The organism is Sphingopyxis sp. LC81 (assembly GCF_000756375.1).
Taxonomy (GTDB): domain Bacteria; phylum Pseudomonadota; class Alphaproteobacteria; order Sphingomonadales; family Sphingomonadaceae; genus Sphingopyxis.
The window spans coordinates 345,689-370,770 of sequence record NZ_JNFD01000021.1 but is presented as its reverse complement, the minus strand read 5'-3'; the positions used below and the strand labels follow the sequence as shown (position 1 = coordinate 370,770).

At 64.8% G+C, this 25,082-nt stretch carries 29 protein-coding genes; 10 read left to right on the top strand and 19 right to left on the bottom strand.

Going from position 1 to position 25,082, the window contains the following annotated elements; all coding sequences use genetic code 11:
• The first annotated feature begins 35 nt into the window (after positions 1-35).
• Positions 36-731, top strand: coding sequence for a GcrA family cell cycle regulator (locus tag FG91_RS12200; protein ID WP_037515232.1), 696 nt, complete (start codon positions 36-38; stop codon positions 729-731).
• 10 nt (positions 732-741) lie between these two features.
• Positions 742-1,140 (top strand): PaaI family thioesterase, encoded by a 399-nt coding sequence (locus FG91_RS12195; protein WP_037515231.1) that lies wholly within the window; start codon positions 742-744, stop codon positions 1,138-1,140.
• 54 nt (positions 1,141-1,194) lie between these two features.
• On the opposite strand, the gene FG91_RS12190 is transcribed toward FG91_RS12195, so the two are convergent.
• Positions 1,195-2,028 (bottom strand): outer membrane protein, encoded by an 834-nt coding sequence (locus FG91_RS12190; RefSeq protein ID WP_037515229.1) that lies wholly within the window; start codon positions 2,026-2,028, stop codon positions 1,195-1,197.
• 158 nt (positions 2,029-2,186) lie between these two features.
• Here FG91_RS12190 and parE point away from each other — a divergent pair, with 158 nt between their 5' ends.
• From parE to FG91_RS12175, 3 genes are all read left to right on the top strand, one after another.
• Positions 2,187-4,166: a DNA topoisomerase IV subunit B gene (gene parE / locus FG91_RS12185; protein ID WP_037515227.1), complete on the top strand. Its 1,980-nt coding sequence runs from the start codon at positions 2,187-2,189 to the stop codon at positions 4,164-4,166.
• 79 nt (positions 4,167-4,245) lie between these two features.
• On the top strand, positions 4,246-4,668 hold the full coding sequence (locus FG91_RS12180; RefSeq protein WP_037515226.1) for a GFA family protein: 423 nt from the start codon (positions 4,246-4,248) through the stop codon (positions 4,666-4,668).
• 43 nt (positions 4,669-4,711) lie between these two features.
• Positions 4,712-5,995: a serine hydrolase gene (locus tag FG91_RS12175; protein ID WP_037515224.1), complete on the top strand. Its 1,284-nt coding sequence runs from the start codon at positions 4,712-4,714 to the stop codon at positions 5,993-5,995.
• A gap of 4 nt (positions 5,996-5,999) precedes the next feature.
• Here FG91_RS12175 and FG91_RS12170 read toward each other — a convergent pair whose 3' ends face one another.
• The 8 genes from FG91_RS12170 to uvrC are packed head-to-tail and all read right to left on the bottom strand — an operon-like array spanning position 6,000 to position 13,141.
• Positions 6,000-6,791 carry a LysR family transcriptional regulator gene (locus tag FG91_RS12170; RefSeq protein ID WP_037515222.1) on the bottom strand — a complete coding sequence of 264 codons (792 nt, stop codon included), beginning with the start codon at positions 6,789-6,791 and terminating at the stop codon, positions 6,000-6,002.
• On the bottom strand, positions 6,788-7,189 hold the full coding sequence (gene apaG, locus FG91_RS12165) for a Co2+/Mg2+ efflux protein ApaG (protein ID WP_081940577.1): 402 nt from the start codon (positions 7,187-7,189) through the stop codon (positions 6,788-6,790). Before apaG ends, FG91_RS12170 begins: the two co-directional genes overlap by 4 nt.
• 23 nt (positions 7,190-7,212) lie before the next feature.
• Positions 7,213-8,421 (bottom strand): trans-sulfuration enzyme family protein, encoded by a 1,209-nt coding sequence (locus tag FG91_RS12160; protein WP_037515220.1) that lies wholly within the window; start codon positions 8,419-8,421, stop codon positions 7,213-7,215.
• Positions 8,418-8,987 (bottom strand): GNAT family N-acetyltransferase, encoded by a 570-nt coding sequence (locus FG91_RS12155; protein ID WP_037515217.1) that lies wholly within the window; start codon positions 8,985-8,987, stop codon positions 8,418-8,420. Before FG91_RS12155 ends, FG91_RS12160 begins: the two co-directional genes overlap by 4 nt.
• Positions 8,984-10,030 (bottom strand): 3-isopropylmalate dehydrogenase, encoded by a 1,047-nt coding sequence (leuB, locus tag FG91_RS12150; RefSeq protein WP_037515215.1) that lies wholly within the window; start codon positions 10,028-10,030, stop codon positions 8,984-8,986. Before leuB ends, FG91_RS12155 begins: the two co-directional genes overlap by 4 nt.
• A gap of 48 nt (positions 10,031-10,078) precedes the next feature.
• Entirely contained in the window at positions 10,079-10,816 is a 738-nt protein-coding gene (recO, locus tag FG91_RS12145) for a DNA repair protein RecO (RefSeq protein WP_037515214.1), read from the bottom strand.
• Positions 10,804-11,196 (bottom strand): PaaI family thioesterase, encoded by a 393-nt coding sequence (locus FG91_RS12140; RefSeq protein ID WP_037515213.1) that lies wholly within the window; start codon positions 11,194-11,196, stop codon positions 10,804-10,806. Before FG91_RS12140 ends, recO begins: the two co-directional genes overlap by 13 nt.
• 10 nt (positions 11,197-11,206) lie before the next feature.
• Complete coding sequence (uvrC, locus tag FG91_RS12135; protein ID WP_037515211.1) at positions 11,207-13,141, bottom strand: excinuclease ABC subunit UvrC; 1,935 nt, start codon at positions 13,139-13,141, stop codon at positions 11,207-11,209.
• 68 nt (positions 13,142-13,209) lie between these two features.
• On the opposite strand from uvrC, the gene FG91_RS12130 reads away from it, so the two are divergent.
• A complete protein-coding gene (locus tag FG91_RS12130; RefSeq protein WP_037515210.1) occupies positions 13,210-13,929 on the top strand; it encodes an SDR family oxidoreductase in 720 nt (239 codons plus the stop codon).
• Between the two features lie 11 nt (positions 13,930-13,940).
• Positions 13,941-14,588: a glutathione S-transferase family protein gene (locus FG91_RS12125; RefSeq protein WP_037515208.1), complete on the top strand. Its 648-nt coding sequence runs from the start codon at positions 13,941-13,943 to the stop codon at positions 14,586-14,588.
• A gap of 63 nt (positions 14,589-14,651) precedes the next feature.
• Here the strand turns inward: FG91_RS12125 and FG91_RS12120 are convergent, their stop codons facing one another.
• From FG91_RS12120 to FG91_RS12085, 8 genes are all read right to left on the bottom strand, one after another.
• Complete coding sequence (locus tag FG91_RS12120; RefSeq protein ID WP_037515207.1) at positions 14,652-15,197, bottom strand: F0F1 ATP synthase subunit B family protein; 546 nt, start codon at positions 15,195-15,197, stop codon at positions 14,652-14,654.
• Positions 15,190-15,687, bottom strand: coding sequence for a F0F1 ATP synthase subunit B family protein (locus FG91_RS12115; RefSeq protein WP_037515206.1), 498 nt, complete (start codon positions 15,685-15,687; stop codon positions 15,190-15,192). The genes FG91_RS12120 and FG91_RS12115 overlap by 8 nt, the downstream gene beginning before the upstream one ends.
• 71 nt (positions 15,688-15,758) lie before the next feature.
• Entirely contained in the window at positions 15,759-15,989 is a 231-nt protein-coding gene (locus FG91_RS12110) for a F0F1 ATP synthase subunit C (protein WP_037515205.1), read from the bottom strand.
• Positions 15,990-16,031: 42 nt separating this feature from the next.
• The gene (locus tag FG91_RS12105; RefSeq protein WP_052187538.1) at positions 16,032-16,784 is read right to left on the bottom strand and encodes a F0F1 ATP synthase subunit A; all 753 of its coding nucleotides are present in this window, start codon (positions 16,782-16,784) and stop codon (positions 16,032-16,034) included.
• Positions 16,785-16,844: 60 nt separating this feature from the next.
• Positions 16,845-17,174 (bottom strand): AtpZ/AtpI family protein, encoded by a 330-nt coding sequence (locus FG91_RS12100; protein ID WP_037515490.1) that lies wholly within the window; start codon positions 17,172-17,174, stop codon positions 16,845-16,847.
• 231 nt (positions 17,175-17,405) lie between these two features.
• A complete protein-coding gene (locus FG91_RS12095; protein ID WP_052187556.1) occupies positions 17,406-17,807 on the bottom strand; it encodes a YdbL family protein in 402 nt (133 codons plus the stop codon).
• 14 nt (positions 17,808-17,821) lie between these two features.
• The gene (locus FG91_RS12090; RefSeq protein ID WP_052187537.1) at positions 17,822-18,037 is read right to left on the bottom strand and encodes a YnbE family lipoprotein; all 216 of its coding nucleotides are present in this window, start codon (positions 18,035-18,037) and stop codon (positions 17,822-17,824) included.
• Positions 18,034-21,192, bottom strand: coding sequence for a YdbH domain-containing protein (locus FG91_RS12085; RefSeq protein ID WP_037515202.1), 3,159 nt, complete (start codon positions 21,190-21,192; stop codon positions 18,034-18,036). Before FG91_RS12085 ends, FG91_RS12090 begins: the two co-directional genes overlap by 4 nt.
• A gap of 169 nt (positions 21,193-21,361) precedes the next feature.
• Between FG91_RS12085 and radC the strand changes: the two genes are divergently transcribed.
• Both radC and rnk read left to right on the top strand, forming a co-directional pair.
• Positions 21,362-22,039 carry a RadC family protein gene (gene radC, locus FG91_RS12080; RefSeq protein ID WP_037515201.1) on the top strand — a complete coding sequence of 226 codons (678 nt, stop codon included), beginning with the start codon at positions 21,362-21,364 and terminating at the stop codon, positions 22,037-22,039.
• Positions 22,040-22,247: 208 nt separating this feature from the next.
• Entirely contained in the window at positions 22,248-22,655 is a 408-nt protein-coding gene (rnk, locus tag FG91_RS12075) for a nucleoside diphosphate kinase regulator (protein WP_037515199.1), read from the top strand.
• Positions 22,656-22,721: 66 nt separating this feature from the next.
• Here the strand turns inward: rnk and FG91_RS12070 are convergent, their stop codons facing one another.
• Entirely contained in the window at positions 22,722-23,189 is a 468-nt protein-coding gene (locus tag FG91_RS12070; protein WP_037515198.1) for a calcium-binding protein, read from the bottom strand.
• 23 nt (positions 23,190-23,212) lie between these two features.
• The gene (locus FG91_RS22260; protein ID WP_200878440.1) at positions 23,213-23,506 is read right to left on the bottom strand and encodes a hypothetical protein; all 294 of its coding nucleotides are present in this window, start codon (positions 23,504-23,506) and stop codon (positions 23,213-23,215) included.
• 199 nt (positions 23,507-23,705) lie between these two features.
• Between FG91_RS22260 and purB the strand changes: the two genes are divergently transcribed.
• Positions 23,706-25,022, top strand: a complete 1,317-nt coding sequence (gene purB, locus FG91_RS12060) for an adenylosuccinate lyase (RefSeq protein WP_037515196.1) — start codon at positions 23,706-23,708, stop codon at positions 25,020-25,022.
• Positions 25,023-25,082: the final 60 nt, after the last annotated feature.

Here is a 25,082-nt window from a genome sequence, read left to right as displayed (position 1 = left end):
TAACCGCCCGCAGCGTGAATGATAAGGAATAGATTATGTCATGGACCGACGAGCGCATCGAAAGCCTGCGCACCATGTGGGAAAAGGGGCTGACCGCCAGCCAGATCGCCGATGAACTCGGCGGGGTGAGCCGCAATGCGGTGATCGGCAAGGCGCATCGCCTCGGCCTGAAATCGCGCCCCTCGCCCGTCAAGGCGACCGAAAAGGTGGCCAAGCCGGTCAAGGCCGCGGTACCCGCCACGCCGAAACCCGCAGCCCCCGTTTCCGCGCCCCGTGCGGCCGCACCTGTGGCGCCGCGCCCGGTGGCACCTGCCCCGAAACTCGATGCCAAGCCGGTCGTCGACACGCCGAACGCCGACGGCGGATTGGGTGATCCGACGCCGAAGGCCGATGCACCGCGCATCGTCTCGATCGGCCCCGGCGGTTTTATCCGCCAGGGACCCGGCGATCAGCAGGCGCCGATCCCGCCCGCGCCGCCGCGCCGGCTGGTGCCCGCCAAGCCGAGCCCCGAGATCGCCGACAAGACGACCTTGCTCGACCTTAACGACCGCATCTGCCGCTGGCCGATGGGGCATCCGGGCGAGCCCGATTTCCATTTCTGCGGTGAAGCGGTGAACCCCGGCTTCCCCTATTGCGTCGAGCATTGCGGTCGCGCCTATCAGGCACAGCTGCCGCGCGGCACGCGCCGCCCGCCCCCGCCGCCGCCCTTCGGTGGTCCCCGAGTTCGTTAAGGCGCGTCCGGTGAGGCCGTTCGGCCAGGATTTCCAGTTCGCGCGCGCGCTCGGCCTCCAAATGGTCGAGCGCGGCGACGGGCGTTGCACGATGGCGATCGATATCGAACGCGAACGCCATTTCAACCCGAACGGCGTTGCGCACGGCGGCGTTGCCTATTCGCTCGCCGACACCGCCATGGGCGGCGCGCTGATGAGCCTGCTCGAAGAGGGGCTGGTCTGCGCGACGCTGGAAATCAAATTCAACTATCATGTCGGCGTGCGCGAAGGCCGGCTGACGTGCGAGGCCGCCGTCCTTCACCAGGGCAAGCGCATCGCCAATATCGAAGCAAAGCTCTATCAAGATAGCCGCCTCGTCAGCAGCGCGAACGGCAATTTCGCGATTTTCGCGGCGCCATCGGCCCGATAGGCGAAAGGCGCCGGATCTTTCAACCCGACGCCTCCCGTTCCCGCTCCCAAGAGGTCAGAAGCGGTAACTGATGCTCCCGCGGACGCTGTGCGTCCGGAAATGCGAACCGCTGCGCTGGATATCGGTGCCCCCGCCGTTCAGCAGGAAGGGATTGGTCGGCGGCGCGGTCCCCGGCCCGACGTTCACTCGGTAATCGTCGTCCTTCACGTCGGAATAGAGATACTCCAGCCCGACCGCGATCTTGTTGGTGAGCATCAGCTCGGCGCCGCCGCCGGCGGCGTAACCCCAAGCGTGCGTCTTGCCATTGTCGGCAAAGCTGTTCGCGGTGTTCGAGGTCACGAACTTGTTGTCGAGGCGCGCGTAAGCCGGGCCGCCGGTGACATAGAAGAGCGCCCCGCCGCCGGGCGTATAGCCGGCGCGGACGCGAAGGCTGCCCTGATAATCGGCCTCGCGGCTCATCGTATAGCTCGCGGGCGTGGTCGAAAAGCCGCTGACGCTATCGCGCGCGACGCTGCGACCGCCTTCCAGAAGCGCGCCGACAACGAAATTGCCCATACGCTGATCGAGGCCGACGCGGCCGAAGAATTCGGGGCCATCCTTGTCGTTACGACAGCCGAGGTTCGCGGTGCCCGTCGCCGCGCCGTTACAGAATCCCGGCGAGAAGGCGTTGGCGCCGCCCGACGTCGTCACCTGGTCGCCATAGGTGCCGTCGCGGTTGGTATCGAAGACCAGCGTTTCGCCGCGGTCACTGCCCTGAAGCGTGCCGCCGCCGCCGATGCTGATATAGGGTCCGTTGAAATCCTGCGAGGTGTCGCGGCCTTCCTGCGCCATCGCGGGCATGGCGATCGCGGTGGCCGCAAGCGCGGTGAGGAGAGAGAGGGTTTTCATTTTTTACTCCACTTTTTGAATGACTTTGCAGTCGGCACCCCAACCCGCCGCACCCGGCCAAAGTTCCCTCTTGTCTCGGAAATGGGGTGAACCGGGCCGCGCACGGCCACCGAAAACCGCGCTTGCCAGCCGCCTTTCCCGCCCCCTATAGCTGGGGCATGAGTCACGATTTGTTCGACGCCGCCAACCCCGCCACCGAAAGCTATAACGCTTCGCAGATCGAGGTGCTGGAAGGGCTCGAACCCGTCCGCCGGCGTCCCGGCATGTATATCGGCGGCACCGACGAGCGCGCGCTCCACCACCTCGCCGCCGAAGTCATCGACAACAGCATGGACGAAGCGGTCGCGGGCCACGCGACGCGGATCGAGATCGAACTCGACGTTGGCAACCGGCTGACCGTCGTAGACAATGGCCGCGGCATGCCGGTGGATCCGCATCCGAAATTCCCGGGCAAATCGGCGCTCGAGGTCATCATGACCATGCTCCACTCGGGCGGTAAGTTCGAGGGCAAGGCTTATGCGACGTCGGGCGGCCTGCACGGCGTCGGCGTCAGCGTCGTCAACGCGCTGTCGGTCGAAACCGAAATCGAAGTGGCGCGAAGCAAGCAACTGTATCGCCAGCGCTTTTCGCGTGGCACCCCGCTCGGCGGGCTTGAAGAACTCGGTCCGACACCGAACCGGCGCGGGACGAGCGTGAGCTTCGTTCCCGACCCCGAGATTTTCGGCGATCATGGGCGGTTCAAGCCGCAGCGCCTCTATCGCATGGCACGGTCGAAAGCCTATTTGTTCGCCGGCGTCGAAATCCGCTGGAAATGCGCGCCCGAGCTGATCGGCGACGACACGCCGGCTGAGGCGGTGTTCCAGTTTCCCGGCGGGCTTGCCGATCATCTGAAGGAACAGATCGGCACGCGCGAATGCGCGACCGCCGAGCCTTTCGTCGGGCGGCAGGAGTTCCCCGGCAATCAGGGCCGCGCCGAATGGGCGATCGCCTGGCCTTTATGGTCGGACGGATCGTATAGCTGGTATTGCAACACCATCCCGACGCCCGCCGGCGGGACGCATGAAGCGGGTCTGCGCTCGGCGCTGACCAAGGGGTTGCGCGCCTTTGGCGAGTTGATCGGACAGAAAAAGGCGGCGCAGATCACCGCCGAAGATGTCTTCAACGGCGGCGAAATGATGCTCTCGGTCTTCATTCGCGATCCGCAGTTCCAGAGCCAGACCAAGGACCGGCTGTCGAGCCCCGAGGCGGCGCGCTTCACCGAAAACGCGGTGCGCGACCATTTCGACCATTTCCTCTCGGACAATATGGACCGCGGCCGCGCGCTGCTCGGTCTTGTCCTCGACCGGATGGATGAGCGCCTCAAGCGCAAGGCCGAACGCGAGGTCAAGCGCAAGACCGCGACGAGCGGGCGCAAGCTACGCCTGCCCGGCAAGCTCACTGACTGTGCGAACGACGGTCCGGAAGGCACGGAATTATTTATCGTCGAAGGCGACAGCGCCGGCGGCAGCGCCAAGCAGGCGCGCGACCGCAAGACGCAGGCGATCCTGCCGATCCGCGGCAAGATATTGAACGTCGCGAGCGCCAGCGCCGACAAGATCCGCGCCAATCAGGAAATCGCCGACCTCGCGCTCGCGCTCGGCTGCGGAATGCGCAAGGATTGCGACGCCGACCGGCTGCGCTACGAAAAAATCGTGATTATGACCGATGCCGATGTCGATGGCGCGCATATCGCGACTTTGCTGATGACCTTCTTTTTCCAGGAAATGCCCGACATCGTGCGGCGCGGCCATGTCTATCTGGCGCAGCCGCCGCTCTATCGCATCACTTCGGGCAACACATCGGTCTATGCACGCGACGATGCGCACCGCGCCGAGATCGAGGCGACACAGTTCAAGGGTAAGAAGGTCGACGTCGGCCGCTTCAAGGGCCTCGGCGAAATGAATCCGAACCAGCTCAAGGAAACGACGATGGACCCGGCGACCCGCTCGATGCTGCGCGTCACGCTGCCGCAGGAATATGAGGAGCGGCACTTGGTCAAGGACCTGGTCGACCGGCTGATGGGCAAGCACCCCGAACACCGCTTCCAGTTCATCCAAGCGAATGCCGCGACGCTCGACGAAGCAGCCATCGACGCCTGATTTTGAGCTTTGATCGGTACCCCCCTGCGTTCGGGGAGGATTTACGAGCGGGCGACGGGCAGAAATTGGAGAGGCGCTGGTGAGCAAGGGATACAGCGGTGGCTGCCTGTGCGGTAGCATTCGGTTCGAAGCTGCGGGAGCCGCCGCCAAACCCCACACATGTTCGTGTAAAATGTGTCAGCGACACACCGGCGCCCTGACCGCGACCTGGGTCGAATTCCCCGCCGACGCGGTAAGCTGGACCGGCCCCGGAGGGCCGCCATCCACCTGGCGATCATCGGATTTTTCCAGCCGGGCCTTTTGCCCGACCTGCGGGAGCAGCTTGGGCGCGATCGATGACGAGCCGATTGTCGCCCTGCTTCTCGGGGTGTTCGACAAGCCGGGCGACAAGGCGTTGATGCCGATTTCGCACGCCTTTCGTGACCGTCGCCCGAAATGGTGGTGCGTTGACGTAAAAGCCGCGATTCCCCAAAACGCCCCACCCGCCGAAGCACCGGATTGAGGAGCAGGCCTTGATATCCGTCTTCAATAGGCTCGCCGTCGCAATGTTTGCGGTCGCCCTACCCGCTTCCACCACGCTGGCCCAATCGGCCGAAACGACTGCGCCTGCTCCCGCCACGGCCTTCGATCGTCGCGCCGCCCAACTGGTCGATCTCTTCGCCGGCAAGCTCGCCTTTGCAGACTATTTCGACCCGTCATTCCAAAAGGCCATCCCCGAGGCACAGTTCAAGACATTCATCGGCGGCCTGATCGCACAATATGGAAAGCCGGTCGCCGTCGACAGCGCCACCCCGACCAGCGGCCGTTCAGGAACCGTCCTGCTACGTTTCGAAAGGGGCGTTGCAACTGTGTTGCTGGACGTCGGCGCAACGGCTGATGCGCGTGTCACGGGGCTGCGCGTCACTGGCGTCACCGTGGCGAACGACAGCTTCGACAAGGTCGCGGCCGAAATCGCCGCGCTGCCGGGGCAAACGGGCTTCCTCGTCGCCGAACTGGGTGATGCGGGCATCCGGCCCCTCGCCTCGGCCAACGCCGACCGGCAGTTCGCGGTCGGATCGACGATCAAGCTCTATATACTCGACGAACTCGCGGCGCAGGTCGCCGCCGGCAAGCGCAAATGGTCCGACGTAGTCCCGTTGTCGCATTTCAGCTTTTCGTCGGCGGGGACGGCGAACTGGCCCGCCGATACGCCGGTGACGCTACAGACGCTCGCCAACTGGATGATCTCGGTCAGCGACAATGGCGCGACCGATACGCTGATCCACCTGATCGGCCGCGAACCGGTCGAGACGCGGATGCGCGCTGCGGGGCACAGCGATCCGTCGCGCAATATTCCGCTGCTCACGACGGTCGAAACCTTTGCTCTCAAGGGAAATAATTTCAACGATTTGCGGCCCGTCTTTATCAAGGGAGACGATGCCGCGCAGCGCAAGCTGATCGCGAGCAACCAGAACCGCCTGACCCTCGCGAATGTTGACGGGATCAGCTTCACCGATGGGCCGCGCTTCATCGACAGTCTCGAATGGTTTGCCAGCCCGAACGATATTGCGCGGCTGATGGTCGACCTCCGCGCACGCCAGTCGAAAACCCTGCTCGCGGCCATGGCGATCAACAATGGCGTCGGTCCCGTCGCCGCGGCCGACTGGACATATCTCGGCTACAAGGGCGGGGCGGAAAATGGCGTTTTGTCGATGAGCTTGCTCGGGCAGCGTAAATCGGACGAAAAATGGTTCGTCGTCACCGCGAGCTGGAACAACCCCGAGGCGAATATCGATACCGAAAGGATGGCCGGGCTGGTCACCCGGCTGCTGGCGCTGGCCGCGAAATAGCGGTTCAGGCGGTCAGCGCCGCGACCAGCGCCTTGACCTTGGCCTGTCGCCATTGCGGGGTCGGGGCAACGAGCCAGTAACCGCGTTTTACCGCGACCGTTTCGCCCACCTGCCGGACACGTCCCGCGGCGATGTCGGCCTCCGCGAGCATCGCGGGAACATTCGCCTGTCCCAGCCCATTGGCCGCGGCATCGATCGCAAGACCCGCATCGCCCAGTCGCAGCGCGGGTTCGCCATCGGCCACCGGGCAGCCCGGCCACGCGATGCGCGTGTCGCTGTTGCTCCCCGGCCCCGACACGGTGACCATCAACGCGTCGGCGAGCGCCACGCCTTCATGTTCGCCCGCGCCATCGGTCCAGAAGATCGCGAGATCGAGGTTGGCCTCGGTGAAATCGATGCCGCTGTCGGCCGATACCAATGTGAAGCGCACGTCGGGCGCCTGCTGGCTGTAGCGCGCGAGCCGCGGCGCGAGCCATTTGGCGGTCAGGTCGCGCGGCGCGGCGATCGTCAGCGACTGCGACGATTGTCCCGCCTGCATCGCACGCACCGACTCTTCGAACTGCAGGAAACCCTGCCGCAGCGCGTCGAGACCGGCGTCGGCCTCACCGGTGAGTTCGAGCCCCTTGGGCGTCCGGCGGAACAGTACGACGCCGAGCATATCTTCGAGCGCCCGGATCTGTTGCCCGACCGCCGCGGGAGTCACCGCCAGCTCGTCGGCGGCGCGCGTGAAACTCAGGTGCCGCGCAGCGGCGTCGAACACGCGCAGGGCGTTCAGGGGCAGGTGCGTGCGCTTCATGACGCGGTCGCAGGCGCCACGAGCGGGAAATGCGGGATCGCGACGAGCAATTGCGATCCGTCGCCGAGTTCCATCGCATAGCTGCCGACCATCGACCCTTCGGGGGTCGGCAGCGGGCAGCCCGAGACATAGTCGTACGCGCCGCCGGGGACGATCAATGGCTGTTCGCCGACCACGCCTTCGCCCTCGACTTCGCTGATCTGGCCGCGGCCGTCGGCGATCCGCCAGTGGCGGCTGATCAACTGCACCGCGCCCTCGCCATGGTTTTCGACGCGGACATGATAGGCCCAGAACCAGCGGCCGAGCGCCGGATGCGACTGTTCGGGCAAATAGCTGACCGCTACGCGCACGGTGATCGACCCGGTGGTCGCCGCAAAGGGGAAGAAGGAGTCGATCATCGTGTTCATGGCGTCAGCGTCGCTCAAAGCCCCACCTTGGTCAATGCCTGGTCCAGATCGGCGATCACGTCGCGCGGATCTTCGAGGCCGATATTGATGCGCAGCATACCCTCGACGACGCCCATGTCGATACGGGCTTCTTCGCTCACACCATAATGCGTCGTCGACCAGGGGTGGCAACAGAGGCTGCGCGAATCGCCGATATTGTTGCTGATGTCGACGAGTTCGAGCGCGTTGAGGAACGCCATCGCCTGTTCGCGGCCGCCATCGAGCACGAAGGAAAAGATCGGCCCGCACGCGCTCGATTGGCTCATCGCCAGATTATGCTGCGGATGGCTGGCCAGCCCCGGATGGAGCATGCGTGCAACGCGGCCCTCGATCGCCTTGCCGACCGCAAGCGCATTTTCCGACTGGCGCCGCGCGCGCAGATCGAGCGTCTCGAGGCCTTTGAGCACCACCCACGCATTGAACGGCGACAGGTTCGGCCCCGTGTTGCGCTGGAACGGCAGCAGCACGTCGTTGATGAATTTCTCGGTTCCGCACACCGCACCGGCGAGGACGCGGCCCTGCCCTTCCATGAGCTTGGTCGCCGAATAAGCGACGACATCGGCGCCGAAATCCATCGGGCGCTGGAGCACCGCGGTCGCAAAGGCATTGTCGACCACGGTCGTGATGCCATGCGCCTTCGCGAGGCCGCACACATGCTTCATGTCGACGATGTCCATCGTCGGGTTGGCGGGGGTTTCGAAGAAAAAGACTTTCGTGTTCGGCTTGATCGCCTTTTCCCACGCGTCATTGTCGCGGCCGTCGACGACCGTCGTCTCGATGCCGAAGCGCGGGCAGAGATGGTCGACGAGCCAGCGGCACGACCCGAAGGCGGCCTTTGCCGCGACGATATGGTCGCCCGCCGAGAGCTGGCAGAGCAAGGCGGTCGTCATCGCGGCCATCCCGGTCGCTTGCGTGCGGCACGCTTCGGCGCCTTCCATCAACGCGATGCGTTCTTCGAGCATCGAAACGGTCGGGTTCTGGAGGCGCGAATAGGTCATGCCCTGTTCTTCGCCGGCAAAGCGCGCCGCGACTTCCTCGGCGCTGTCGTAGGTGTAGCCCGAGGTCAGGAAGAGCGCTTCCGACGTCTCGCCATGCTCACTGCGCCACGTCCCGCCGCGCACCGCCTGCGTCGCGGGGTGCCAGTTACGTGTCTTGCTACGATCGAAACCCGTTGTCTTCTTCATTCGCTCGCCCTGCCTGCTCCATCCTTGGGTTGCAAGGCGTTCGAACCGCGCGGGTCGTCTGCCAGCAATGCCCAGATTACTACGTCCTCGAACCGATCCCACTTGCGCACACGCTGGCGCATCACACCTTCCTCACTAAACCCTAACCGCGCCAACAGTCGCCCGGATGCGGGATTGCGCGTCATGTGAAAGGCCTGCACCCGGTTCAGGCCCAGTCCGCCGAATGCGTGGTCGAGCAATAATTGCGCAGCCTGGGCGGCCAAGCCGCGCCCCTGGCATGCAGGATCGGTCCAAAAGCTGATTTCAGCAAGTCCATGCTCATGGTCGATATCGTGCAAGCCGGCATAGCCCACGAGCGAGCCGTCCGCGACAACGGCAAAAGATTGGCGTCGATCATTTGCGCCGAGTTGTTCAATCCAAGCGTACGCCATGTCGACGTCAAAAGGATGGGCAACCGAGATCATCGTGTCGGCGATCGCACGCTGTCCCGCGATCGCAGCGAGCGCCGGTGCGTCGTCCGGCTCGAAAGGACGGAGCAGTAGATGTTCGCCGCGAAGCTCGGTCACCGACCAAGCGCCGCCACGACCGCATCGCCCAATGCCGCCGTTCCCATATTGCCCCCCAGATCCGCACCGCGGCACCCGTCCGCCAGCACCTTGGCCACTGCCGCCTCGATCCGCGCCGCGCTTGCCTCGTCGCCGCCCGAATGGCGCAGCAGCATCGCGAGCGACAGTATCATCGCCAAGGGATTGGCAACGCCCTTGCCCGCGATATCGGGCGCGCTGCCGTGGATCGGTTCGTACAATCCCAGCTTGCCGTCGCTGAGCGAAGCCGACGCCAGAAGTCCGATCGACCCGACGCACATCGACGCCTGATCGGAAAGGATATCGCCAAAGAGGTTGCCGGTGACGACGACGTCGAACTGGCCCGGATTGCGCACCAGCTGCATCGCGGCGTTGTCGACATACATGTGGGTCAGCGCCACATCGGGGTAATCGGCTGCGACCTCGATCACGACGTCGCGCCAGAGCTGCGAGGTTTCGAGTACATTCGCCTTGTCGACCGAACACAGCCGCTTTTGACGACCCTGCGCCGCGCGGAAGGCGACATGCGCGATGCGCCGCACTTCGCTTTCGCTGTACGACATGACGTCATAGCCTTCGCGCTGCCCATCCGCGGTCGTGCGCGTGCCCTTTTCGCCGAAATAGACGTCGCCGTTGAGTTCGCGGACGATCAGCAGGTCGATCGCCGACGCCACTTCGGGACGGAGCGCCGAGCTGTCTTCGAGTCCCGCGAACAGCTTGGCGGGACGCAAATTGGCGAACAGGCCGAGTTCGGCGCGCAAGCCGAGGATCGCCTGCTCGGGACGCAAATGGCGTTCGACATTGTCGAAGCGCGGATCGCCGACGGCACCGAACAGGAGCGCATCGGCGGCTTTCGCCTTCGCCAGCGTTTCGGGGGGCAGCGGGTGGCCAGTCGCTTCATACGCTGCGCCGCCGACGAGCGCGCGGTCGAGCGTCACCGGTAATGCGAGCGCGGTTAGGACCTTCTCGGCCTCCACCATGATTTCCGGACCGATACCATCGCCAGCCAGCAGCAGGATTTTCAACGTGTCGCCCTTTCGTGTCTCGCCAGCCGCTTAGACAGCGGCGGCGCGTCACGCAACCGCCCTGCCCAGCCGATCGACCAATCTTTCCCTTACGGTCAGCAAGTCGCGGTTGCGCCCGTCGAGAATGTCGCGGTCGAGGAAATAGCCCGTGATGATCAGGCCATCGAGGACGTCGGCCATCGGCGGACTGGCATCTTGTCCGCGCAAAAACGGCGGCAGGCGAAACAGCCGTTCTTCATAACCCGCCGCAGCGCCGGCACTCACTGCGCCGCCCGATTTGGGGCTTATAAACGCGAGATTGTCGGGCGAGCCCGTCACGACGCATTCCTCAAGGTTCAGCCCGAAGCCCAATTCGGCGAGTAGCAGCAACTCGTAGCGCGCCAGCGCCGCGGCCCATTGCCGCGCCGAAGAAGCCACGCCGACCGCGTCCAGAACGGCCGACAAGGCCGAATAGAGCGCTGGATAAGGCTGGCTTTCGGGCAAGGTCGCCGCGGTGAGGCTCGTCAACCAGTCGATCGCGGCGGCCGCTAACGGTTCGGCGAGCAGCGGCGCGCGACTTTCCAGAAGCTCCACGGTTGCACCGCCAAGCTGTTCTTCGGTTCGCGCGCGCAGCTCGAGCGCGATCAGATTGCCCGGCACCAGGATTGGTCGCACCCGCCGCGAGCGTCCGCCGCGGACATAGCCGGCAACCAGCCCCGCCTCCTCGGTCAACGCGCGCAGGATGGCGCCATGCTCGCCATGCGCGCGGACCGCGCAGACGATGGCATCGGCGGTCAGGCTGGCCAAAGCACCATCTGCGTCTGCGTCACCAGCGCGACCTCGGCGCCATCTTCGGTACGGATGCGCGTCTGCCACACCGACAGGCGCTTGCCGATCTTCACCGGTGTCGCTTCGCCGACGAGCACCGACCCGACGGGCCCTGCGCCGAGGAAATTGGTTTTGCTCTCGATGGTTGTCGTCCCGCTCGCACCTTCGGGCAAGGTTAGGAAGGCACCGACCGCGCCGAGGCAATCGGCGAAGGCCATGATCGCCCCGCCATGAACGATCCCGCCCGCCGTGCAGACTTCGGCGCGCACCGGCAGTTTGCCCGCGACACGGTCCTTGCTGCCTTCGTGGATAGTGACGCCCAGCGTTCCCGCGAGCGGCATGGCTGCTGCAAAATCCATAATATTCCCCTCACCGTCCCGAATGATAGAAATCATGCACCGCCTGCGCGACCGCCGCGCTGACCCCCGGCGCTTTCTGCAAGTCTTCCAGACTTGCACCGCGTACCGCACGCGCCGTGCCGAAGTGCATCAGCAGCGCCTTCTTGCGCGACGGACCGATGCCCGGAACCTCGTCGAGCGGCGACGACCCCATCGCCTTCGCACGCTTCTGCCGGTGCGCGCCGATCGCGAAGCGGTGCGCCTCGTCGCGAAGGCGCTGGATGTAAAACAGCACGGCGTTGTTCGGCGGCAGCGTGAATTCGCGCCCGTCGGGGTGATAGAAAGTCTCGCGCCCGGCATTGCGGTCCGGGCCCTTGGCGACGCCGATATATGTCAGATCGTCGATACCAAGCTCGGCAAGCACAGCGCCCGCCGCCGACACCTGCCCCTTGCCGCCATCGATCAGCACGAGGTCGGGCCATTCGCCCTTCGTCCGCTCGGGATCCTCTTCGATGGCGCGCGCGAAACGGCGTTCGAACACCTCGCGCATCATCGCGAAATCGTCTCCGGGCATCGTCTCGGCGCGCTTGATGTTGAACTTGCGGTACGCGCCCTTGATCCAGCCTTCGGGCCCCGCGACCACCATCGCGCCGAGCGCATTGGTGCCCTGAATGTGGCTGTTGTCGTAGATTTCGATGCGCCGCGGCGGATTCTCCAGATCGAACAGCTCGGCAAGTTCGCGCCCGAGCTTCGCCTGACTGCTGCTCTCGGCCAGCCGACGGTCGAGTTCCTCGCCCGCGTTGCGCACCGCTTGTTCGAGCAGGCGGCGGCGATTGCCGCGCTGCGGCACGCTGATCTCGATCTTGCGGCTGCCGCTTTCGGCCAGCGCCTCGGCGAGCAGCGCGCATTCCTCGGGCTCGCGGTCGACGAGGATCAGCTTCGGTGGCGGCACGCCTTCGTAAAATTGCATCAGGAAGCTCGCCATGACCTCCGCCTCGGGCACACCCGCGACATGCGCGGGGAAGAAGCTGCGATGCCCCCAATTCTGCCCGCCGCGGATAAAGAAGCCCGCGATGCAGAGCTGCCCACCCTTCGCGGCGAGCGCGAAGACATCGGCGTCGCCGAGCCCGTCGGCGTGCACCGACTGGCTGCCCTGAATGAAGGTCAGCGATTTCAGCCGGTCGCGGATCACCGCGGCCTGTTCGAAATCCATCGCCTCGGCGGCCTGCGTCATCGCCGCCCCCAGCCGCTTCTGGACTGCCGTCGAACGCCCCTCGAGGAAATCCTGCGCGTCGCTCACCAGCCCGGCATAATCCTCCTTCGAGATGCGGTCGACGCACGGCGCGCTGCACCGCTTGATTTGATACAGCAGGCACGGGCGCGAGCGGTTGGCGAAGAAGCTGTCGGTGCAGCTCCTGAGCAGAAAGGTCTTCTGCAACGCATTGAGCGTCTGGTGGACCGAGCCTGCGCTTGCGAACGGCCCATAATAGCGCCCCTTCGCGCGCCGCGCGCCGCGATGTTTCTGCACGCGCGGGAAATCATGGTCGGTGCGCAGCAGGATGAAGGGGAAGCTTTTGTCGTCGCGCAGCAGCACATTGTACGGCGGGCGGTATCGCTTGATCAGCTGGGCTTCGAGCAGCAGCGCCTCGGCCTCGCTCGTCGTCGTGACGATCTCCATCGCGCGCGTCTGCGACACCATGCGCTGCAGCCGCTGCGGCAGCCGGGCGACCTGCGTGTAATTGCTCACCCGGTTTTTGAGCGCGCGCGCCTTGCCGACGTACAGCACGTCGCCACGTGCATCGAGCATGCGGTACACGCCGGGACGCGTCGGCAATTTGCGCACGACGCTGCGGATCGCCTCGGCACCGCGCTCAAGGTCGGGCTGGTCGCCCTCGCCCTCGCCGCCGCGGATAACATAGGTCGCTTTTTCTTCGTTGAATCGGTCGGGAGCGTTCGGGCGAGCCATGATTTTGCATGTAGGCGATGGCGGTGCGGCCCGCCATAGTGCGCGACGTAAAACATAGGAGGGGTCTTATGGAACTTCGAGGAAAACTCGCGCTGGTGACCGGCGGCAGCGACGGGATCGGCCGCGAGATCGCGCTGCAGCTACAGGGCGCGGGCGCGAATGTGATCGTCACGGGGCGTTCGGCCGAGAAATTGCAGGCGATGACGACGCTCGGTTTCGGCACGATCGCGGGCGATTTGTCGACTCCGGCGGGAATCGATGCCGTCGTGAGCGGCGTGGAGGGCAAACCGCTTGCGCTGCTCGTCAACAATGCCGGGGTAGGCAGCGAATATGAGTTCGATAAGCCCGAAACGCTGGAGAATGCGGCGCATTGCATCCGCACCAACCTCGATGCGCCGATCATGCTGTGTACGCGGCTGCTGCCGTCGCTGCGCGCGCAGCCCGAAGCGGCAATCGTCAACGTCACCTCGGGCCTCGCGATCGCGCCGCGCGCGGGTGGGTCGGTCTATTGCGCAACCAAGGCGGGGCTGCGCAGCTATACGCAGGCGATCCGGTATCTGCTGAAAGACAGCAATGTTCGGGTGATCGAGGCGCTGCCGCCGGTCGTCGAGACGAACATGACCGCGGGCCGTGCGGGCAAGAAGATGAGCGCGCACGACTGCGCCGCCGAAATCGTCCGCGGCATCCGTACCGGCAAGAGCGAGGTCAACGCGGGGATGGTGAAGATGTTGCAGTTCGTCCACAGTGTCTCGCCCGCGCTCGCGCGGCGCATCATGATCCAGTTCTGAGGATTGCAGGCATGATCACCCTCTATGGCGAAGGCCGCGGCTTCCGTGTCGCCTGGCTGCTCGAAGAAATGGGGCGTCCCTATAATATGCGGCCGGTCGATCTGCTCGACGGCCTCGAGAAGGACAGCGAATTTCTGGCGATCAACCCTGCCGGCTTCATCCCTGCGATCGTCGACGGCGACACGGTGATGGTCGAATCGATCGCGATCATGGAGTATCTGCTTGCGCGCTACGGACCGACCCCGTTCGCACCGACGCCGGACGACCCGACGTTCCCCGTCTACCAGCAGTTTCTTCATATGGGCGAAGCCGGGCTCGCGGGTCCGATCAACGCCATTGTCGCGACGCACATCCTCGCACCCGAAAATCAACGGGAGAACCGGACGACGGAGTGGGCGCTCGACATCTTCAGGAGCCGCCTCGGCCTCGTGAGCCGCCAGCTTGCGCGTACGTCCCATATCGCGGGCGACGATTTTACCGCGGCCGACATTTCGGTGACCTACGCTCTCCAATTCGCCCAGCGCACAACCGGCTTCACTTTCGGCGCGGCGGAGCTGGATTATATCGACCGAACCACGGCGCGCGCGGGATATCAGCGCGCCATGGACAATTTCCCCGCGACAAAGGCGTGGGTCGCGGGGTTGGCCGGCGTTAACTAGACCCCCAAAACAAAACGCCCGCGGAAACCGCGGGCGTTTCGGTAATCGGCAATGTCGAAAGGCTCAGCCCTTGGCGACGCCCGCGATAGCCTGATCGACCAGCGCCTTGTCGGCCGCGGCGTCATGCTTGTCGGCGATCAGCTTCGCCGCCGCTTCGGTCGCGGCCTTCGCAGCCGCGGTGCGGACTTCGGCAAGCGCGCCGGCTTCGGCCGCGGCGATGCGGTCTTCGGCCATCTGCTTGCGGCGTGCGATCAGCGCGGTCGCATCAGCCTTCGCCTTGGTGACGAGCGCTTCGGCCTCGGCATCGGCGCGGGCACGCATTTCGTCGGCTTCCTTAGCCGCGTCGGCGAGCTTCGCTTCATACTCCGCCTTCAGCGATTCGGCGTCGAGGCGGAGCGCTTCGGCTTCCTTCAGCTGCTTCGAAATCTCGGCAATCTTGTTGTCGAGCATGCCCGCGACCATCGCCGGCACCTTCTTCCACAACAGGATCGCGATGAAGATCGCCATCGCGATGGAGACCCAGACGGTCGCGTCGATGAAACCGAACGATGCCGGCTCGGCATGCACTTCGCCCGCAGCTTCGGACAATATGGTCAGAACATTAGCCATGGAGCACCGCCTTCACCGCTGCCTTGGCATCCGCCGCAGCGACGTTCACGCCCGACAGCTTGGCGACGAGGTCGCCCGCTGCTTCGGCCGCAACCGATTCAATCTCAGCCATCGCCGAAGTGCGCGCCGCGTTGACGTCCGCTTCGGCCGCCGACAGCTTGTCGGCGAGTTCGGCGTCGACCTTCGCTAGACGCTTTTCGGCGTCTTTCGCGGCCTTGTCCTTGGCGTCGGTCACCGCCTTTTGCGCAGCAGCGCGGCTTGCGTCGCTCTGCTGGCGGTAGCTTTCTTCGAGGTTGTCGGCGGCAGCATGCGCAGCCTTGGCCGCGGCCAGATCGTCCGCAACCTTGCGGTCGCGTGCGTCCACCGTCGCCTCGATCTTCGGCAGCATGCCGCGGCCGATGACGAAAAAGACGAAGCCGAAGGTCAGCAGCACCCAGAAAATCTGCGATGCGGCGTACCAGCTTTCAGCGAATTGGCTGATTTGAGGCATGGATTTACTCGACCGACAAAAGAAAAGCAGTCGCGGGGCCGGCCTTTAGCGAGCCGGCCCCGCAGACGAAATCAGGCTGCCTTGAGGTACAGCAGGATTGCGATCAGGAACGACAGCAGGCCGAGAAGTTCGGCAGCCGCGAAGCCGATGAACAGGCGGCCCTGCTGGCCGTCGGCGGCAGCCGGGTTACGCAGCGCGCTTTCGAGGAAGCTACCGAAGACGTTGCCCACACCGATGGCGGCCATACCGGCACCGATAGCGGCCAGACCGGCGCCGATGAGCGAAGCAGCTTGAACGTCCATTTTATACTCCTTGGGAAAAACGTTGATTATACAGTTGAAATATCAGTGCAGATTGACCGCGTCGTTCAGATAGAGCGACGTGAGCAGCGCGAACACATAAGCCTGGATACCCGCGACCAGCAGCTCGAGGCCGCTGATGCCGACCATCAGCGCCATGCTGGGGATGCCGACGCCAAGGCCGACAGCCGGACCGGCGGCGATCCCGTCGATGATGAACGAGGCGAACACCTTCATCAGCACGTGGCCCGCGGTCATCGCGACGAACAGTCGGAGAGCAAGGCTGAACGGACGGACGAGGAACGACACCAGCTCGATCACGGGGATCAGCCACAGCAGCCACCAGGGCGTGCCATGCGGGACGAACAGCGAGAAGAAATGCAGGCCGTGGCGCCAGAAACCGACGATCAGCACGATCGAGAAGCTCAGGATCGCGAGGAAACCGGTGATCGTGAAGTGGCTCGTCACGGTAAAGGGATGCACGCCGAACAGGCCGAGCGGCATCAGCCCGATCACGTTCAGCATCAGGATGAACATGAAGAGCGAGAAGACATAGGGCGTATATTTGCGGCCTTCGGGACCGATATTCGCGTTCATCATGCCCGAAATGAAGCCGGTGAAGCCCTCGACGGCGACCTGCCAGCGACCGGGGACGAGCTGGCGCTTCATCCCGCCGATCATGAAGACCCACAGGAGCAGGCCCGCGATGACCATCCACATCGCGCTGGTCGTAAAGGCAACCTCATGATTGCCGACATGGAACATGTCGAACATCTTCTGCACCTCGAACTGGTGCATCGGGTCCACTTTGCCTTGATCCGCCACGCGATACCTCGCCTAAATCCCAGTAACTCAGCTTCAATCCGGCTTTGAAGGCCGGATATTCGCTATCCGAAATATGCTTCTGAAGGCGACGACTATTCCGAGGAACAGCACCACCAACAGGCCCCAGGGTGCGGTGCCGGCAAAATGATCGATCGTCCAACCGACCAAGGCGCCGCCACCGATACCGCCCAGCAGTTCGGCCAGAACGCGGTTACCGAGCTTGTAATTCGCATCGGTCTCCGGTCCGGCGTTCACTGCGGTCCGTTTTGCTTCTGCGGCTTCGGCCCGGTCCAATCGCTCTTCGAGCGAGACCAGGCGCGAATCCTCCGAAGCTGGTTCCGGATCGCTGCCATTCCCCGTCATTTGCGCCATCCTCCTGAAACAGAGCCGATATCCATCGATTCCGCCTGCGAAAAAAGGCCCGAAAATTCGGGGGACCCCTAAGGCGCGGTCCGTTTAGGAACGACGCCCGATTAAGTCAATGCTTGTGCGCAGGTGCACAAAATTGGCGCGGCACTGCTGCACAAAAATGCCGCCGCGTTTAGGGGCGCGGCGGCATCTGAGAGCCCGCAGGCTCCGATATACTCTGGTATGTTACGGGCAGCGCGCGTCGCGTTCGGGCGGGCTGCCGTCGCGGGTTTTCCAGGCGCCGCCGGGCGTCTGATATTTCTCGCCCGGCTTGGTCTGCGCGATCAGGTTGCAGCCGCTGGTAAAGGCGAACTGCTCGACCGTGCTGCCGGTCGACTGCGCGCTCGCGGTATAGGCCGCCTTGCGCTTGATATTGAGGTCCTGGACAAGCGCACGGATCGCGGGCGTCGGCGCGGTCGCAAAGCCCAGATAGCCGTCGGGCTGCTCGCCGATCTGTCCTGCGGCGCGCGCGGCGGCATAGGCGGGATCGCGCTGCGCCATCGCCGACGGCACGGCCAGTGCAACGGCGGCGGTCGCCGCGATCGCAGCAAGCGCCAGTCCGGTCGGTTTCCACATCGTCTTGGTCATCTTCTTATTCCCCATCAGAATATCTCGCTATTCTGCTCGATGAGCTTCTTGGCATCGCCATCCAGCCTGTACACCACTTCCTGACGGATGTTGATATTCAGGTTGATTTCGATCGGCTTGTCGGGAGTGTCGATCTGGACGCAGCCCGCAAGCGCGGCCGCCCCGATCGTTACTGCAACATACCTATCGCCTATGGTCAGCCTCCTAGCTCCAGTCTTGGGTATCTTCATTGCACGGGCTCGCTTTCTGGGGGCTGAACGGGGACGATCTTTACTTTTGCGGCTTCTTCCTGAGCGCGGATCAAGGCCGGCAGATTCTGTTCGATCAGCAGCGACGGATCGTAAAATCCCTTCGCCGACGTCAAAAGCTGGCGGAACGGCGCCCGAATCTTCACATTGAAGATCAACGGCAGTTTCGCCACCTGATTGGTCAGGAAGTTACGCGTCGCGCCTTCCCCCTGCCCCACGCCGCCAAAGCGGATATCGGTCACCATTTCGCCGTCGAGGTCCCCGTTCAATATGATCGTGAGGTCGTCATATTTGAGGCTGCGCAGCGCGCCAAAGGCAAAATTGGCGATCACCCCCAGATTGCGGTTCGACAATTCGCCGACATAGGCGAGCGTGCCGCCGCCGGCGCGCGAATCGATACGGCCATTGACGATGCGCCCGCCGAGGCCGTCGAATTCGACCGGTAGCGTCCCGTCGAAGACGCCCGTCGCGTTGATATTGTCGAAGCCAAAGCTTTGCAGGAACACCGCCGCATCGACCCCGACGATATCGAACGACAGCCGCCGCGCGTTGGTCGCGCTGAAATCGAGCGTGGTCGGATGGAGGAGCAGCTTGCCGCCGCCAAAGGGCCAACTCCCTCCCTCGACCCGCACGCGATTGTCGCCGAGCAGCCGATATTCGATCTCGCCGTCGAGCACCGGGATGCCCGGATTCAATTCCTTGATCTTCGCGATCTGGCCCGGCGCGGTTTTGAGGCCGATCAGATCGTCGAAGCTGACCGTCGTCGTAAGCCCCGTCACCGGGCCGAACGCCGCGGCGAGGCTGGTATCGGCGGTTGCGAAGGTGCCGTGGCTCGTGACGCCGTCGGCGGTCCATTCGATCCGCCCGTCGCCGACGACCGATCCCTGGACATTGGCGACGACGCCGAGCGCCAGGCTGGTAAGCTGGTCGGGCTGGAACGCCTCGTTGAAGCGCAGTTCCTTGACGACGAGGTCCGCCGAACCGCTGCTGTCGGAAAGCCGGTGACGGATCAGCGTGTCGAGGATTTTCGTCCCGGTCTTCTGTTCGTTGAAACCCGCCTTCGCTTCGATCATCCCGTTCGCGAAGCGCAGATTCGCATCATTACTGACCAACGGGAAGAAGCGCGGATCAGGTGCGGCATCGGTGAGCAGCAACCCGCCATCAAGCGTCAGCGCGCCATTCGCGAAGCGCCACTGGCCCGCAATCTCGCTCATGTTCAGGGGCACCGCGCCGATCTTGCCGCTCGCACCGCTGAGGTCGCCCGCCATGCCTTGCGGCGTCGAACGGCCGCTGAGGCTTTGTGCGCTGAAGCGGGTCACGCTCTCACCCTCACCCAGCCGGATATCAGCCATCGCAAGCGACCAGCGCATCGCGGACAGGTCGATATTCGCCGGTCCGCTTTTCAAGCTGAATGGCGAACTGCCACTCGTCCCGCGCAGCGCAATGCCGGGTATGCGGATATCGCCGCGAAGCCCGTCGGGCCCGGCGCTGAGCAGCGGCGCGCCCGGGCGGCTGCACAGGTCGATCGCACTGCGGCCGAGCCGGAAGCCGCTGACCTCGATCCGATCGGCTGCGACGCGGCTGCATCCGCCGTCGAATGCGAGCGCTCCGGTCGGGGCAAGAAAGCCGTTCAGCGGCACCCTCAGCCGCTCGACGCGTCCGCCCGCGAGCGGCCCCGACAGTGTCGCCGCTGCGGCAAAACGCAGCAACCCGCCCGCACCGCCCGAAAAACGCACCGGCGTCAGCGCCAGCCGCGCGCCTTCGGCGCTATAAGGATCGAAGCTGGCGAGCCCCGTTACCCTTCCCTCGGCGCTGCGATCGATACTCAGCGTTCCCGAGGGCAGATCGCCGCCCGCGATGCTCCAGCGTCCCGTCGCGATCACCGCGGGCTCGTCCGCGCCATAAAGATAGCCGATGCGGCTATCCGCGCTGCCGGTGAAATGTGCGCCGCTCGCGCTCGTCAATTCGGGCGCGATCAGGTCGACGCGCGCCGTCGGCCCCTCGCCCGCGAGCGCGAAGCCCGCGCTGCCGCTCGCGTCGGCGAGCACGCGGCTCAGCGCGCCGACAGCCTTCGCCGCCAGCGGCCCCACCGGCGTGCCCGCCAGCCCGCGCGCGCTTTCGACGAGCGAATGGCGCAAGTCCGCGCTGCCGCTGGCGCGGGCGAAACGAATCCGCCCGTCGAATTTCGGCGCCGCGCTGCCGACACTGCCCTTCGCTTCGAGGTTCACCGTCTCGGCCGCGAAATCGGCGCCGCGAAGGCGCGCCATGTCGGCATTGATGTCGAGCTTCGTCAGCACCGCGGTGCCGTCGAAGCCCGCGACCACGCCCATCCGGTCGGCCGCGACGGGCCCCGCGACAAGCCGCGCGATGCTCGCGTCGGCCTTGCCCTTCCAGCTCTGCAAATCTTCGGAGAGCGAGAGGTCGAGCGCGACTTGCGGCGATGCAGCGGTGACACGCCCGTCGGCGCAGGCAAGCGCGCGGCCGCGCAGAGGGCCGACCAGCTGCGGCCGGACATCGCGAACGAGAACCGTGCCATAGAAGCTGATATCGTCGCCGCTGCACCCCGCCGCCGCAATGCGCGGCGCGACGAGCGCGAGCTTGCCGGTGAAGTCGCGGCGCAAATTGCCGCCGCCATTCAGCGCCGCACCGATATTGCCCCACGGCGTCTCAACGCGTGCCCGCGCATCGCGCAGCGCGACCGACAGGTCGGGCAAAGCGAACGGATCCTTGCTCGTCGGATCGCGGAACTTGTCGAGCGAGCCGAACGACAGGCGGCCGTCGACGAAGCGGCCATAGAGCCGGACGCCCTCGGCATTGATCCCTGAAACATAGGGACCGCGCCAGCCATAGCCGAGCAGGACTTCGACGCGTTTCGCGGTCAGATCGGGACGCTTCGGGTCGCCAATGATGATGTTGGACAGTTGCTCGCTGCGAAAGCCGATCCGGTCGATCGTATAGCGCGCCGGAACATCGCGGCTTTCGAGCTGGTCGCGAATGAATTCATCGGCGATCGGCTCGCGCGCGATCCAGACCCCTGCGACGAGGATGATTACGGCGCCCGCGGTCAGCCAGCGCTTCTTGAACAGCAGCTTGCGATATTTCCACCGCGGTTTTACGTCGTCTTCCGTGTCAGTCATGGAATATGGCCGATGACGTCATGGCGGCAAAATCTCGTCCCTCGACCCGAGCCCTGTTCAGGGCACAAACGCCGGAAATCCCGTTTCGATGCAGGAAATTGATCCGGTTCGCCATCTTCCTTTCCCTATGACCGTTGAGTGCGCCTCACAAGGCGGTTATTGCCACGTCATGGGGGATACGCCGGACCATCTGGGGCATCGCGCGCGGTTGCGGGCTCGCCTGCTCGACGACGCCGAGGGCCTCGCCGATTACGAGCTGGTCGAATATCTGCTCACGCTCGCAATCCCGCGCCGCGACACCAAGCCGCTCGCGAAAGCGCTGCTCCGCGAATTCGGTTCGCTGGCGCAGCTTGTCAGCGCCGATCCCGAATCGCTGCGCCGGGTCGGCGGGCTCGGCGATACCGGCATTGCCGCGATAAAGATCGTCCAGGCCGCGAGCCTGCGCCTGCTCAAGGGCGAATTTCGCGACAAGCCGCTGCTCTCAAGCTGGGATGCCCTGCTCGACTGGCTGCGCGCCGACATGGGGCCGATCGACGTCGAGCGCGTCCGCGTCCTCTATCTCAATTCGCGTAACATGCTGATCCGCGACGAACTCGCGAGCGAAGGATCGATCGACCAGTCGGCAATTTATGTTCGCGAAGTCATCAAGCGCGCGCTCGAACTCGGCGCTTCGGCGATCATCCTTGTCCACAACCACCCCAGCGGCAGCCCCGAGCCGAGCCGGCAGGATATCGCGATCACCAAGGACATCGCGGGCGCCGCCGCGAAACTGGGAATCGCGCTACACGATCACATCATCATCGGCGGGTCCGATTATCGCAGCTTCCGCGCGATGGGGCTCCTCTAGGCCGTCATTTGACTTCCGCCGCTCGCGGCCACATCATCATGGCCATGCAGATTCGGCGCAGCCTTCTCCATTTCCGCCATCATGGGGGACAACTTCTCGCGGGCATTTAGCCCCGGGTTCCGGCGCGCTCGCCCCGAACCCGGGGCACCTTCCGTCCAACATTGCCGCGCGCGGGAAACTGCCGCGCGCCAGCCGGAAAGTCCGCGCCATGACCAAGAAGAAAAACGGGGCCGCGATGCCCCATATCCGCATGATCGACAGCGAAGCCGACGTGCTGACCGAACTGACGCTGCAGCAGCAGCGCGATTCGGTTCGCTTCTATGAATTGCTGCTCGACGAGATCGATCGCGCTGCTATCTGCGAGCGCACCAAAATCCCGCCCGACGTCGTAACCATGGGCTCCAGCGTCACCTTCATCGATGAAAAGAGCGGCGCCGAACGAACCGTGCGCCTCGTATATCCCGCCGAAGCCGACATATCGGCCGGGCGGATGTCGATCCTGACGCCGATCGGGGCGGGCCTGATCGGCCTCAGTGTTGGCCAATCGATCAACTGGCCCGATCGCGGCGGCATCGAACACCGGCTGACGATCGTCGCGGTCGAGCAACCCGTTTAGCTTGCTGCAAACGGCGATGCAGCCGCCGGATCGCTCCGACGGCTGCACCACCCCGCGGGACGCCGTTTAGGCGCCGCGCGACAGGAAACCGGTCAATTCGGTCTTGTTGACCGCGCCCGACTTGTCACCATCAGCCGATGCGAAAGCCTGGCCAATCCAGGTCTTCACCTCGGCCGATTCGACGTCGGCACTGGGGTCGGTCGCTGCACGCAGCTTCTTCATCCACGCGCCGAACTCGGCCGCGTTCAGGTCGCCATTCTTGTCCCCGTCATAGGTCGGGAATTCCTGCTCGACGATCTGCGCGATCTGGGTCGGCGTTGCCGCCCCACCCGACGGCGCGGGCTCGCTCGAAGCCGGCGGGGTCGACGCATCCGGTGCCGGGGCGGGTTCAGCCGGGGGCGTCGATGCGTCGGGAGCCGGAGCCGGCTCGCTCGCCGCCGGCGGGGTGGTCGGGTCCGACGCCGGGGCGGTCGTCTGCGCCAGGGCCGGGAAACTCACGGCTGCGGCGCCGATCAAAAGCATTTGTTTCAGCATGGTCTATACTCCTGTGTGCGGGGTTATTCGGGTTCCGATTCGGGCTTTTCTTCGGAATCCGGTGCGGGCTGGTCAGCCGGAGGGGTCGGCTCAGCCGCAGGGGGCGTATCGCTCGGGGTCGCGTCCTCGGTGGGCGCCGTTTCATCCGTCGGCTTCTTCTCGTCCGTCGGCTTGCTATCGGGCGCGGGGGTCGTGGTGTCGGTCGGCGCCGGCTGCGACTGCGTCGTGGGGGCCGGCTCTTCGGCCGGGGCAGTCGTCTGGGCCAAAACGGGGAAGCTGACAGCCGCCGCGCCGATCAAAAGCACTTGTTTCAACACATTTATTCTCCTGTAACGGCGACTTCGATGGTCACTGCGACCCGTCGCCTTTCTGATGGGGCATGGGAGCAACCCATCGTGTTTCCGCAAAGTTGCGCGCCCTCGGCATTTGGCGAAACGCCCCGTCCCTGCTACGGGGCGCCCCATCGTGGTTCCGCGTGGATTCCGCGATAAGGCGCCCGAAAAGGAAGGAAAATCAATGGTTCCGCGTTACGCACGGCCGGAAATGACCGCGATCTGGTCGGCCGAGAATCGGTTTCGCATCTGGTTCGAGATCGAAGCGCACGCGACCGATGCCCTTGCCGAACTGGGCACCGTGCCGAAATCGGCCGCCAAGGCATTGTGGGATTGGTGGGCGACGAACCCGGCAATCGACGTCGCCGCGATCGACGCGATCGAGGCGGTGACCAAGCATGACGTCATCGCCTTCCTGACCTGGGTGGCCGAGAATGTCGGCGACGAAGCGCGCTTCATGCATCAGGGCATGACCAGCTCGGACGTGCTCGACACCTGCCTCGCGGTTCAGCTCAGCCAGGCCGCCGATATCCTGCTCGCCGACCTCGACGCGCTCTTGGGAGCGATCAAGCGCCGTGCCTATGAGCATAAGCTGACCCCGACGATCGGCCGCAGCCACGGCATCCACGCCGAACCCGTCACCTTCGGGCTGAAGCTTGCCGAGGCCTATGCCGAATTCTCGCGCTGCAAGCTGCGCCTCCAGGCCGCGCGCGCCGAAATCGCGACCTGCGCCATCTCGGGCGCCGTCGGCACCTTCGCCAACATCGACCCGCGCGTCGAAGCGCATGTCGCGGCAAAGCTCGGCCTCGCGATCGAGCCCGTCTCGACGCAGGTCATCCCGCGCGACCGACATGCGATGTTCTTTGCCGTGCTCGGCGTCATCGCCTCGTCGATCGAACGCCTGTCGGTCGAGGTCCGCCATCTTCAGCGCACCGAAGTGCTCGAGGCCGAGGAATATTTCTCGCCCGGCCAGAAGGGCTCGTCGGCGATGCCGCACAAGCGCAACCCGATCCTGACCGAAAATCTGACCGGGCTCGCGCGCATGGTGCGCAGCGCCGCGATCCCCGCGATGGAAAATGTCGCGCTGTGGCACGAGCGCGACATCAGCCACTCGTCGGTCGAACGCTTCATCGGCCCCGATGCGACGATCACGCTCGACTTCGCACTCGGACGCCTGACCGGCGTCGTCGATAAGCTGCTCGTCTATCCCGCGCGGATGCAGAAGAATCTCGACCGCATGGGCGGGCTCGTCCATTCGCAGCGCGTGCTGCTCGCGCTGACGCAGGCCGGCGCGAGCCGCGAGGAAAGCTACGTACTCGTCCAGCGCAACGCGATGAAGGTCTGGGATTCGGACGGCCAGCTCTCGCTGCTCGAACTGCTCAAGGCCGATGCCGACGTCACCGCGAAGCTGTCGGCCGACGAGCTGACCGCGCTGTTCGACCTCGGCTATCATATGAAGCATGTCGACACGATCTTCGACCGGGTGTTCGGGGCGGCATAGCCCCGGACTGGAATCGCGCGGCAATCTGTCATAGGGTCGGCGTCAGACCGACAGAGGAGC